The sequence below is a fragment of the Halorientalis sp. LT38 genome (genome assembly GCF_037031225.1).
Lineage (GTDB): Archaea > Halobacteriota > Halobacteria > Halobacteriales > Haloarculaceae > Halorientalis > Halorientalis halophila.
In genome coordinates, this window is record NZ_JAYEZN010000001.1 from 1173443 (window position 1) to 1185461 (window position 12019).

At 63.6% G+C, this 12019-nt stretch carries 12 protein-coding genes; 6 read left to right on the top strand and 6 right to left on the bottom strand.

The features are described from left to right. Positions 1-196 precede the first annotated feature (196 nt). Positions 197-838 (bottom strand): YIP1 family protein, encoded by a 642-nt coding sequence (locus U5918_RS06015; RefSeq protein WP_336000218.1) that lies wholly within the window; start codon positions 836-838, stop codon positions 197-199. Positions 839-995: 157 nt separating this feature from the next. Here U5918_RS06015 and U5918_RS06020 point away from each other — a divergent pair, with 157 nt between their 5' ends. The 4 genes from U5918_RS06020 (at position 996) to U5918_RS06035 (ending at position 2860) form a co-directional block, all read left to right on the top strand. Beyond that, the gene (locus U5918_RS06020; RefSeq protein ID WP_336000219.1) at positions 996-1340 is read left to right on the top strand and encodes an ArsR/SmtB family transcription factor; all 345 of its coding nucleotides are present in this window, start codon (positions 996-998) and stop codon (positions 1338-1340) included. Beyond that, positions 1340-1675, top strand: a complete 336-nt coding sequence (locus U5918_RS06025) for a hypothetical protein (RefSeq protein ID WP_336000220.1) — start codon at positions 1340-1342, stop codon at positions 1673-1675. Before U5918_RS06020 ends, U5918_RS06025 begins: the two co-directional genes overlap by 1 nt. Beyond that, positions 1672-1953: a DUF7521 family protein gene (locus tag U5918_RS06030; protein ID WP_336000221.1), complete on the top strand. Its 282-nt coding sequence runs from the start codon at positions 1672-1674 to the stop codon at positions 1951-1953. The genes U5918_RS06025 and U5918_RS06030 overlap by 4 nt, the downstream gene beginning before the upstream one ends. 544 nt (positions 1954-2497) lie before the next feature. Continuing rightward, positions 2498-2860: an Ig-like domain-containing protein gene (locus U5918_RS06035; protein ID WP_336000222.1), complete on the top strand. Its 363-nt coding sequence runs from the start codon at positions 2498-2500 to the stop codon at positions 2858-2860. 76 nt (positions 2861-2936) lie between these two features. Here the strand turns inward: U5918_RS06035 and U5918_RS06040 are convergent, their stop codons facing one another. The 3 genes from U5918_RS06040 to U5918_RS06050 form a co-directional block, all read right to left on the bottom strand. Next, positions 2937-3980, bottom strand: coding sequence for a zinc-dependent alcohol dehydrogenase family protein (locus U5918_RS06040; RefSeq protein ID WP_336000223.1), 1044 nt, complete (start codon positions 3978-3980; stop codon positions 2937-2939). 318 nt (positions 3981-4298) lie between these two features. Next, positions 4299-5171, bottom strand: a complete 873-nt coding sequence (locus U5918_RS06045) for a polymer-forming cytoskeletal protein (RefSeq protein WP_336000224.1) — start codon at positions 5169-5171, stop codon at positions 4299-4301. Beyond that, on the bottom strand, positions 5168-6475 hold the full coding sequence (locus U5918_RS06050) for an MFS transporter (RefSeq protein ID WP_418771167.1): 1308 nt from the start codon (positions 6473-6475) through the stop codon (positions 5168-5170). The genes U5918_RS06045 and U5918_RS06050 overlap by 4 nt, the downstream gene beginning before the upstream one ends. A gap of 290 nt (positions 6476-6765) precedes the next feature. Here U5918_RS06050 and U5918_RS06055 point away from each other — a divergent pair, with 290 nt between their 5' ends. Then, complete coding sequence (locus U5918_RS06055; RefSeq protein WP_336000226.1) at positions 6766-7143, top strand: hypothetical protein; 378 nt, start codon at positions 6766-6768, stop codon at positions 7141-7143. A 127-nt stretch (positions 7144-7270) separates the two neighbouring features. After that, on the top strand, positions 7271-8956 hold the full coding sequence (locus U5918_RS06060; protein ID WP_336000228.1) for an alpha/beta fold hydrolase: 1686 nt from the start codon (positions 7271-7273) through the stop codon (positions 8954-8956). A gap of 234 nt (positions 8957-9190) precedes the next feature. Here the strand turns inward: U5918_RS06060 and U5918_RS06065 are convergent, their stop codons facing one another. Continuing rightward, complete coding sequence (locus tag U5918_RS06065; protein ID WP_418771168.1) at positions 9191-11371, bottom strand: heavy metal translocating P-type ATPase; 2181 nt, start codon at positions 11369-11371, stop codon at positions 9191-9193. A gap of 130 nt (positions 11372-11501) precedes the next feature. Next, positions 11502-11930, bottom strand: coding sequence for a universal stress protein (locus tag U5918_RS06070; protein WP_418771169.1), 429 nt, complete (start codon positions 11928-11930; stop codon positions 11502-11504). Positions 11931-12019: the final 89 nt, after the last annotated feature.

Consider the following 12019-nt stretch of genomic DNA (forward strand, 5'->3'; position numbering starts at 1 on the left):
CTGAGATCACAACTGACAAACTGATTTGCCGCCTGTTCGGTCACCTTCCGGTTCAACTCGGTCTTACTCGTCATTTGGATCCTTTAGTTCACCATCCTCGTCCCGTGAGACCTGTTCCGCGTCACGGGTCAGCAATTCATGCTGGCTCGCCACGGTCCTTTCTTCCTTCTTGCAAGAATTCGGTTGCCTCACCGTATCACAACAAGAGGTAGGGGAGGAACTGGACGATGACGCCAGGGACGGCGGCCAGTGCCGCTTGCCACCATCGCACCCGTCGCAGGACCTGTATACCGACGGTCCAAAGGCCTCCTGCCAGGACGATTGCGACGGCGTCAAGATACTGGGTGGCCCGGACGAGTTGCGTCTCCTGAACTTCCCGGACAAATTCGGCGCTCCCGGCCGCAGTCTCGGGTGGTGGCGTCATCTGGATGCTCACGAGCATGGCGAGGAGCCAGACAGCACCCGAGAGCAACACCGGGCCGAATCCCCAGCCGAGAATCCAGAGGGTGGTGCGGAGGTCGCCCGCATCCGAGACCGGCGCGGTCAGCAGATACGCGCCAACAGTCGCGACCAACCAGTACACAAGCGCGCTGGCAAAGCTCACGACCGACCCAGCGACGAGTGAAACGGCGACGTCGACCGTCTGGTCACCGACAGCGTACGACAACGTCGGCCCCGAATTCGTGCCGACGACAATCGCAGAGGTGAGCGACAACTGCGCGAGCAAGGGAACGAGTGCGGTGCCGACGACGATCGCCAGTATCGCAAGTCGGCTTGGGTCGTCGCGTTGTGTAGCGAAAAACGACCGCAAATTTGTCACGGAGACTCGATTCGACACGGGTGGTAGTGTCCAGCCGAACACATTAAGAGTTCCGTGGTCGGTCGACTGCCTTGTCGTCCGGTTCGCCGGTCGCTCTCCGGTCCAGCAGCCGTTCCAGCAAACCCAAGTGCGTTCGCTGTGACACCTCAATTCGATTGAAACCGTCCACCCCCCTATGACAGACGAGGATGCCTTCGAGGACATCGTCGACCTCCTCGCCGACGAGTACGCGCAGTCGATCCTCAGGGCAACCAACGTCGAGGGCATGTCGGCCGACGAACTCAGCAGTCATTGCGAGATGTCCAAGCCGACAGTCTACCGACGGCTAGAAGATTTGCGTGCGGCAGACCTCGTCGAGGAGCGACAGCGGGTCGACCCGGACGGCAACCACGCCAAAGAGTACTATGCATCACTCTCGGACGTGCACATCGGTCTCGAAGGTGGTGAGTTCGAGTGTAATATCGAGCGCCGGGAATTGGACGTCGCTGACCACTTTACCGAACTGTTCGAGAACCTCTAATGATCCCACACCCACTGCAAACCGCGTCGACGAACACGCCCGAGACAGTGCTCGCTATCCTGTTGTTCTTGGGGTTGTTCGTGACCGTGGTCGTCTCAGCGATCATCCTCTGGCGCGGGGTTCGACGCTACTGGCAGGATCGGAATGTTGCCCTGCTCGGCCTTTCGGTCGGCATCGCCTTCACGACCGGCATCCCGATCGTGGCGAACATGGGGCTCTCGACAGCGGCCAATCTGGAGACGGCGGCGATCACGGTCTTCACGAATTGCCTTCGCCTCCTCGGCTTGGGCCTCCTCCTGGTGGTCATCTACGGGAGTCGAGGTGACCGACGATGAGTGGCCTGCTCGTCCCGCTCGGGCTGGTCACGGAAGTCGCGACGCTTCTGATCGGGACCTTTGTCGCCTATCAGAGTTATCGCGGCTACAGACGAAATGAGAGCCCCGCGATGCTGGCGCTGGCGGTCGGCCTCGTCCTTATGATCCCCGTCGCGTCTCTGGTTCGACTCGCGATCGATAGCTTCGCACTCGTGGGTACAACCCAATCGGCACTGATCTTCCAGGCAATTAGCATCGTCGGCCTCCTGGTGGTCTTCTACGGACTGGTCCAGGATTGAATATGCCGGAACCGAGTGCGCTGGCATCGTTGCAATCTACCACGGGAAGCCTCGGGGTTGTCCGAAACGGCGTATCCATTTCGTGCTGACGAGAGACCGTCGATCTCGAAACACTTGCCCCAGGAGCGGTTCACAGACGCAGATATCGTATGCCAGTTGTGCTCTAGAGACGCCAATATACAGCAGGCCACTTTCGACTGAAACTGTCTGGTAGTAAGTGGTCCTGATCCAGTATAAATCTGTACTGAGGGATGTCTGGAACCAGTAAAATTGGGATGAGGACGAATGAATATCCCCCTCACGCGTGGCTAACGTGAGACCGTCACGACCGAGCGCGGCGAGCGGCGGGTGACGCTGGTCGTCGAGTCGAACTAGCGGTCGAACCGTTTCGGGGTCGTTCGTGCCCTCGAAAGGTGGGTGGTCCGCTCGAAACGTGCGCCCACAGTTCGGTTCGAACACCGCGACCGCTTGACGATACACGCTCAGTTTCAGAGCCGGAAACACCGAACCCCGTTTTTAGTGGCGTCACCGCTTTTTTGCAACTATGATGCCCGACTCGCCCCTCCAAGATCGATCCGCGGTGGATCCGTCGGTTGGCGAAGAGTGGTTGCTCGTCTCCGACGAGACCCTCGTCCTTCGCAACTACGACAGCGAGACCACTCACCAAGTCGTCGTCGAGTTTCGCAACGCCGACGACCAAATCGCGTTCCAGCAGACCTACACCCTCACCCCGCAGGCGGTCACGAGCATCCAGACGCGACTCCAGCGCGCGGTCTACCGCGTCGAAGTTCGGGTCGACGGTGCCGACAGTTACAGCGCCGACTGTCTCGTTGGGAGCGCCCCGTCCGAGACTGCGCTCGTCGAAGTCGGAAACGGTCTCGTGAGCGTCGCAGAAGGCGTCGTTTGACGGTCACGCGCCTGGGAACGGGTGACGCTACTGCGGCGGTCTTTATCCCCAGGGGTTCGATAGCGACGGGAGCCCGTCAGGGCTTGACCAGCACCTTCAGCGCCTCCCGGTCGGACATCGCCTGGTAGCCCTCGGGCACGCCGTCGAGGTCGACGGTCTTCGTGAAGATCGGCGCGGGGTCGAGCGTCCCGCCGAGTACGTCGTCCATCAACTCCTCGGCGTAGGCCCGGACCGGTGCGACTCCGCCCCGGAGCGTGATATTGTCGACGAAGAAGTCGAAGAGATCCAGGCCCGCGGCGTCGACGCCGTGGGGGACGCCGACGTAGCCGACCGTCCCGCCGGGCCGGCAGACGCCGACGGCGGTCTCCATCGACGACGCCGCGCCGACGCACTCCAGGACGTGATCGGCGCCGCCACCTGTTACTTCCCGGACGGCCTCGACCTCGTCGGTCTCGCCGCCGCCCAGCACTGTGTCGGTCGCGCCGAACTCGTCGGCGAGGTCCAGTCGGTCCTCGTGGTGGCCGACGGCGACGATACGGCGGGCGCCCAGTCGACGGGCCGCGAGGACGCCACAGAGGCCGACCGCGCCGTCGCCGACGACGACGCAGGTGCTCCCGGGTTCGACGCCGGCGCTGACCGCGGCGTGGTGGCCGGTTCCCATCACGTCGGTGAGCGGGAGGAGCGATTCGAGGGCGTCCTCGTCCTCGGCGTAGCGGTCGGGGACGCGCACGAGCGTGCCGTCGGCGTGTGGGGCACGGACGTACTCACCCTGCGCGCCGCCGTTGTCGCCGTTCCAGGAGTCGCCGTTCACACAGGAGGTGTGCAGGCCCGTCCGGCAGAACTCGCACTCGCCGCAACTGATCACGAACGGGGCGAACACGCGGTCGCCCGGCTCGACGCGCCGGACGTCGTCACCGACGGCTTCGACGATGCCCATCGGCTCGTGACCGACTCGCGATCCAGCCTCGCGGTCGCTGTCGCCGTGGTAGAACCACAGGTCCGACCCGCAGATTGCGGTGTGGGTGACCCGGACAAGCGCGTCCGTCGGGGCCGTCAGTTCCGGTTTCGGGACCTCCTCGACCCGGACGTCGCCGGGGCCGTGAAAGACTGCTGCGCGCATACCGAGTGCAGGGACAGCCGGTACTAATAGCATGCGCAGGCTGCGGTCCGTTCGGACCCGCCGCCGGCCTCACCCATCGATCGCACGACTGCGGTACCACCACCACCAGCCCAACAGTCCGATGCCGAAGGCGAGGACGCCGACCGCGGCGACGCGCAGGGATCGACCGAGAGTGCCGACATGAGGTGTACGTGGATAAGGCCGGGGTCGGCGAGTCAGCTCGCGAACAGGACGTGTCGCCAGCCCACGTGGAGTGCTGGCGTCATCCCGTGGAGACCTCGATTCGGGTACTCGGGTCGTTGCGTCCTGTGTCCATGACTATGTGCCTCCGGGGATCGTGACGGGTTCGAACCGCTGGAGCCCGAAGTACGTGTTCAGGACGGCACCGAACCCGACGACTGCGAAGAGGATCTGGACGACCCCACCGAGGTAGGGGACGGCTCCGAGTACCTCGAGGACGAGCAGAAACACGGCAATTCCAGCGAGCGTCGCGATGCCATCCGACTCGATCGGGAGGCGCGTCCCGACGAGATACCCGAACACGGCCTGGCCGTAGAGGATGACCAGGAACTCGGCGAACAGCCCGACGATGGCGAGCGGAAGCAGGATGAGGGTGAACGCCATGTAGACGAACAGGACGAGGAGGGTCGTTGCGCCGAGGCTGCCGACGACGCCGCTGACGAGCCCGTGATCGGTGATAGCCGCGCCGACGTGCTCGAAGAGGAGTGGGTGCCGTCGTACGAGCCACCACCCGAACGCACCGAGAACGAAGAACTGCAGGAGGAAGGCCCCAATCCGCTGTCCCGGCGAGTTCGATGGGGTGGGAGCCTCGAATTGTGAGATCTGCCCGACCGACGCGTCGGAGCTGACAGCAGCGGCGCCCGAATACGTCTGGAGAGTCCCAGTCACAGTTGCGCCGTCAGTGATCGAGAGATTCCCATCGAGAAGGGTCACGTCGCCGTCGACGCTGCCGTTGATGGCTGCGGTGCCACCGATTACGTAGATATCGCCGTCGAGAGTCGCGTTTCCGGGGACGGTGGAGGTACCGCCGGCGACGACATGCACGTCCGCGAGCGAATCGGGTTCGCTGTCCCCTTGGAACGTCACGGACAGCTCCTGGACGTCGCCGCCCCCGATGGAGACCATGAGGAGGACGACGATGAGAAGCGGGATAGCCTCGGTCGGACTCACGCACCGACACCTCCGTTCTCGCGAGCGAGTTCAGCCATCCGTCTCGCGTACAGGCCGACCCCGAGTCCGAACAGGAGGAGCAAGGAGAGCGCCTGCACCACGTTCAGGTGCGAGAGGAGCGTGAGGTCGGCCGCCTGGAAGTACAGCGCGAGCGCGGTGCTCGAGAACGTGGCGAGCCACCCAGCGACGCCGATGCCGATCGCGGAGTGGGTCCCGATCGTCTCTGGGGTGGAGAGGTCAGGCCAGAGCGCGAAGTTCAGCGTCGTATAGAAGCTCACGGCCACCGCATACAGGGCGGGACTCAGGGGAGACGTCCCGTCGCCGGCGATAGTGGGAAACAACTCCGCGAATCGGAGGTCGGACGTGTACATGACGTGCGTGAGCGCGAACAGCGCGAACGTCCAGAGGAAGATGCGCGAGAGCGAGTAGTTCGCGTAGATGACGCCGGCCATCACCGCACCGATGACGTGTGCGACGGCGATGAACAGGCGCGTCGAGAGGTCGGGCGACTGCCAGGAACTCAGGAGGAGCGATGGCGTGTCGATGATCCGGAGAAATCCGAGGCTGTCGATGAAGAACACGCCGAACATCAGGACGACCGGCACGACGAACGCGAGACTCCGCGTCCGGATCCGCTCCCCGTGACAGAACCGGCCGATGCCGTAGGTCTCGTGTTGCGTGCCCAGGGCGTCGAGAAAGGAGTCGAGACGGTCGACACTGACGAACGAAAGGACGCCCAACACGACGAGTCCTGGTGCCATCACGGCGACCAGCAGCCGACTGAAGACGTCGATCGACCAGGAAAGCGGGATGGCGTTCGCGAGGAAGTACGTGATCGCCGTGATGGCCGCAGCGACGTACCCCCGGTCCGGGACAGGAACGAGATCGATCGCGAGCGAGAACGAGACCGGAAAGCCGACACCGAGTCCGATCGACGCGAGGACGATCCACGCGCCGAACGCGGGAACGCTCCGTATCATCGGTGCAACGACCGTGAGCGCGAACTGGACGCAGACCACGCCAAACAGGAGTCGAAGCTTCGTTCGAAGGTCCGTGCTCCAGCCGCGGCGGTCCATCGTCACGCCGGTCACGACCGCGACGACGAGCGTCACGAGCGCGAGCGCGGCCATCCACATCGAGACGGCGGTTTCGGACATCCCGACGAGGCGCGTCCCGAGATCGATGAGCCCCAGCTGGACGAACGTGATGTTGTAGTAGTAGCCGGCGACCATCAGCGCGACGAACAGAAGATACCCTGACACTGTCGTCCACCGTTGGTGCCGTAGGTGTGTGAGAAACTGCATCGATCTGTCTGACGTATAGGGGTGACCGAGACGCTATAATAACGGTGTCGAAGCTGTCAGAAACCTCTCTACCAGCAGTATCGATCACAGAATGGGAGTAATCGGCACCTCGGGATAGCGTGAAAATCACCATAGATGTTCGCTCTTCGGAACGGCGCGTGGGAATCAGCGGTGGACGAGATCTCTCAGAGACGCCCGTCTGTGGTCCCGGTTTCGCCAGTACTGATCGCATTCGGCGCAAGAGTTCATCTGTCGGCAATATCATATCGAGACATCGTGTATGAGTAGATATGAGAACTCTCCTGACGTACGTGGGATCGATCGTTCTCCTCGGACACGGACTGGTTCATTTTCTCGGTACCGCCGTCTATTTCGAACGCACTGACGTCGCCGAATTCCCCTACAAAACGACGCTTCTCGGCGGTGCAGTAAACCTCGGGGACGCGGGGATGCGGGTGTTTGGGGTCCTCTGGGCGGTGACCGCCACCGGGTTCGTCGTCGCTGTCGGCGCGGTGCTCACGGACTGGGAGTACTGGCCGTTACTCGTGGGCGCAATCGCGGTCGTTTCGCTGACGTTGACCCTGCTCGACTATACCGTCGCCTACGCTGGTGTCGTTGTCAACCTGGCATTCTGCTCACAGCAGCATATCAATATTACATCTAACTGAGATTTATGGTGAGGATACCGTCTCATACAGCGGATGTATTGATATTGTACAGACTCCTGGTCTGTGCTCGGCCACCCTTTCCCGAAACTAGACGTGGGAACGACCCCTCGTCGGAGCCGTAACAGCGATGCGCTCCCACCACGCACTGGTCGACGAGGCGACCGTCCGCCTCGGTTCGCTCCTCGTCGGTGACGACGGCTTCTTCGCCCGGAGTGTCGACTCCCCGCGCGTCGACGAGATGCTCCCCTCGGTCAGCGTTTCGGTGCCATCCCTGACCGAAGAGGAGTTACACGAACTCTCAGCGGAGACACCCGCTGGTACAGTCGATGTCGGCATCAAAGTGGCCGAGTGGGTCGGTACTGCTCATCCGACGGTCGTCTACCATCACGGGAACGACGAGCGACCGTTCTCGTCGAGTCGCTTCACTCCGAACACGTTCCGAGATATTCTGGTCGACCACGCAGACCAGTTCGAGGCGAACGTCATCGGACTCAGGGCTCCGTTTCACGACGGGACGACGCAGGACTACGCGCGGAAGATGGGCGACCTGTCGAACTTCGTCGCGATGCTCGCGACGTCCGTCGCGACCGTCGACGGAATCGTCGCCCGGCAGAGCGGCGGTGGGCCGGTCGTCGTCTCGGGCGTGAGTCTCGGTGGCTGGGTCACGAACCTGCATCGCGCGTACGAGGGAACCGCGGACGTGTACGTCCCGATGCTCGCTGGGGCGGCGCTCGGGAAGCTGTTCACCAGGTCGGCCTACCGACGGCTGCTGGGGCGAGCCGGACGTGACGATCCCGACGCAATCGAGCGGACGTTGGATTTCGACGCGGACTTCCGACGTAGCGATGCGGGCAGGGTCTATCCACTGCTGGCGAGACACGACCGATACGTCGAGTCCGAGGTCCAGCGGTCCTCCTACGATGCGTCCGAGCTAGCGGTCGTCGATCGCGGGCACATCACGGCGACGCTGAACCCGACGCCGCTCCGCGAGCATCTTCACAGCGTGGTGCGAGGACTCTCGACGTCGTCGGTCGATAGCCGTGGTCCAGTCGACGCGCCCGCTGTCGTCTTCGTCCACGGTGCAGGTATTTCGCGGAAGCTCTGGGTTCCACAGATCGAATCGCTTTCGGACCAGTACAGGACCATCGCACCTGACCTTCCCGGACACGGAGATCGCATCGACGAACCGTTCCGATTCGAGGAGGCTGTCGAGACCGTGGAAGCGGTTCTGGCCGACGTGGAGAGCGACTGCACTGTGCTCGTCGGCCACTCGCTCGGCGGGTATGTGGCGACCGAAGTAGCTGCTCGCCACCCAGACGACGTGGCAGGGCTGGTCCTCTCCGGGAGCAGTGCCGACTACCGCGGTTTGCTGGGACTCAGGACGACCGCGAGTAGCTATCTGTTTCGACTTGGGGCCAGGATCCCCGGCGGAAAGGGCCGATTCGAGCGAACGATGGCCCAGCGGCTCAGGTCACTCCCACTTTCGGATGCGGTGACCGACGAGATTCTGCAAACGGGACTATCGCTAGACGCGTGGGGACAGTCCGGCATAGCACTCGTCGGCAGGGATTTCCCGTCGCGACTTTCGGCGTTCGGAGGGCCAATCTGTCTGGTCAACGGCGCGGACGATCGGATCAATCGCCCAGCAGCAATCGAGCGGTGCACGGAACTGCCGAACGCGACCCCAGTCGTCGTCCGTGATGCCGGTCATACCGTCAATCTCGAACGCCCAGCGGCCTACACCGACATCGTCCGCGAGTTCGTCAGAACAGTGTGTGACGTCGACGGCGGTTCGTTTCGTGAGGCGCTCTGAAGCGCCGCGACCGACCGAACTGTTCGACGCGCTCACGACCCGTGTCACGAGCCACGAGGTGTTCGACGACCGGCCGCTCACAGCGGACACACGGGAGCGACTGCGGGACGTCGCTGTCTCGGCTGTCGACGGGCGAGGGACTCTCTTCACGTTCGAGTGTAAGTGCTGAGGGGATTCCCCGAAAGAGTGGTCTCAAAATGGCCCGGAGACTCGATACGCTATCGAGATGGTCCGTCACTCGCGGTACCCGAGCAACCGGAGGCCGTTCAGTGAGACCAGAACCGTCGATCCCTCGTGGCCGACCACTGCGAGCGGGAGCGGGATGCCTCGGAGGAGGATCGTACCGACCATGAGCGCGATGGCACCGAACGCAATCGCGAGATTGACCAGCAGCGTCCGACGGGTCTTTCGCCCAAGTCCGAGGACGAATGGGATCTTGCTGAGGTCGTCGCCCATCAACACCACGTCGGCGGTTTCGAGCGCGACGTCGGTTCCTGCACCACCCATTGCGACACCGAGGCTCGCCGTTGCCAGCGCCGGGGCATCGTTGACGCCGTCGCCGACCATCGCCACGTTCTCGTATCGGTCGACGAGATCCTCGATAGTCGTCACTTTCTCCTCCGGGAGCAGTTCTGCCTGCACCTCGTCGATGCCGACCTCCGCGGCGATCCGCTGGGCGACGCGCTCGTTGTCGCCCGTGAGCATGACGATGTGCTCCACTCCGAGCGAGCGGATGTCGGCGATCATCTCGGCCGCGCCGGGACGGACTGTGTCGGTGAACGCGAGCCACCCCAGCACGGTAACGGCGTCCCCTCGTTCTTCGGCGACGAGCACGCTCGTCTTGCCTTCCGATTCGAGCGTTCGGAGCCGCTCTAACCCGGGCTGGAGCCCATCGATCCGTGTGTCCCCAAGGACGGTGTCGAAGTAACTCCGGTTCCCGATGTGGATGGTCCGCGCCTCGACGTCCGCTCGGACGCCTTTCCCCGCGACCGAGTCGAACCCCCGTGCACTGGGCACCGTCAGGGAGCGGTCGTCTGCCGCTGTGACGGTCGCGCGAGCGAGGTGATGCTCGGAGCGGGCCTGCACCGCGGCCGCGACCGCGAGCAGATCGTCGTCCGTCAGTGTCCCGTCCCCTGCGCCATCCCGGACGAACACGTCGGTCAACTGCGTATCGCCCCGCGTGAGCGTCCCGGTCTTGTCGAACGCCACGGCGTCGATGTTCGCCGCCGTCTCGACGTGTTCTCCGCCCTTGAACAGGACGCCCTGTCGGCCACCGGACGCGATCGCCGAGAGGACCGCCGCGGGCGTCGAGATGATGACCGCACACGGCGAGGCAGCGACCATGAGCGTCATCGCGCGGTAGAACGTGCCGGTGAATTCGCTGCCGAGCGCGAGCGGAATCGCGATCGCTGCGATCGTGAGCGCGAACACCCCGAGGACGTACGGTTGTTCGAGCCGGTCGATGAGTCGCTGTGTCGGGGCCTTCTCGCTCTGGGCACGCTCGACCATGTGGATGAGTCGGCTGATCGCCGATTCGTGGGCCTGCCTGGTTACCTCGATCTCGAGGCTCCCACTCTCGTTGATCGTCCCGCCGAAGACGTCGTCGCCGGGTTCTTTCGGCACGGGCACCGACTCGCCGGTGAGCGAGGCCTGATCGACCGTTCCCTCGCCGTCCCTGACGACGCCGTCGAGCGGGATCTTGTCGCCGGGACGGACGACGAACACGTCACCGACGGCGACCTCGTCGATTGGGACCGTCACTTCCGCACCGTCCCGCAGCACCTGCGCCTCGTCCGGTCGCATCTCCACGAGGGACTTGATCGCCCGGCGCGAACGGCCGATGGCGTAATGCTGGAGCGTGTTCGAGAGCGAGAACAGGAAGAGGAGCATCGCTCCCTCGAACGGCGCGCCGATCGACAGCGCCCCGAGTGCGGCGACGATCATCAGCAGGTCGATATCCACCGCGCGGTGGCGCAGTGTCTCGATTGCGCCTTTGAGACCGTACCAACCGCCGAAGACGTACGCGACGCCGTAGCCGGTCCAGAGCAATAGTGGCGGGCCATCGAGCCACCCGGTCACGAGGCCGGTCGCCATGCCGAGCAATGTCAGGCCGACGAACAGGGCTTCTCGATTGAGTTCCGAACGGGTACTCGCGTCGGCGGTCCCCCTCTCGAGATCCTCCTGCAGTGAGACGCGCTGGTCGCGGACCGCTTCCCTGAGCGTGTCGTCGGACGTGACACCCTCGTCGTAGGAGATCCGAACACTTCCAGTTCGAAACGAGACGTCCACGTCGTGAACGCCAGAAATGCCCTGTAACTGTCGTTCGAGTGCGCGCGCTCCTGCCTCGCTACGACCGCCCCGGCGTTCGATATCGATCGTGCACGTCGAGATCGTGGCAGGGTCAGTGATGGCCACGTGTTCTACCTCGGGTTGGGACGGGTATCCCGAAGCGGGCACTCTGCCGGGTATTCGTTCGACCATCTGCGCGCGGGATAGTCCGGACCCTCGGTCGTCATCGCCCCGTCGTCCTTCTGTCCAGCCCAGGTCATGCGACGACTGTCACCGGGATCCGTGCGCGCCGGGTGACCGTCTCGGCGACGCTCCCGAGGAGTGTTCGATCGATTCCCGACCGGCCGTGGCTACCGATGACGATCTGGTCGATATCGTTCTCGTCTGCGTACGCCAGAATGGCACGTGCCGGTTTGCCGATCTCGGTGACAGTATCGAGGTCGATACCGTGTTCTGCTGCGAGATCGCTGGCCGCCGAGTGAATCGAGTTCGCCCGGTCCTGGGCGTTTTCGTGCCAGTCCTCTGCGACTGAGAGCCCCCTGGCCTCCACGTCGATTACCGAGTGGACTGGATTGATGACGTAGATAGTGGTGATTGCCGCATCCAGGAAGGTTTCCAGTGCGTAGCCGAGCGCCCGCTCGGCGAGTGGGGACCCATCGATGGCGACGAGCACGTTGTCAGGCATGCGATTGATTTTGACAGAGACTCCAATGAACGTACCGCTCCGAAGCAATTCCTGTCCCCGTGTGACCGACTTGAACCAGAACGCCCTCA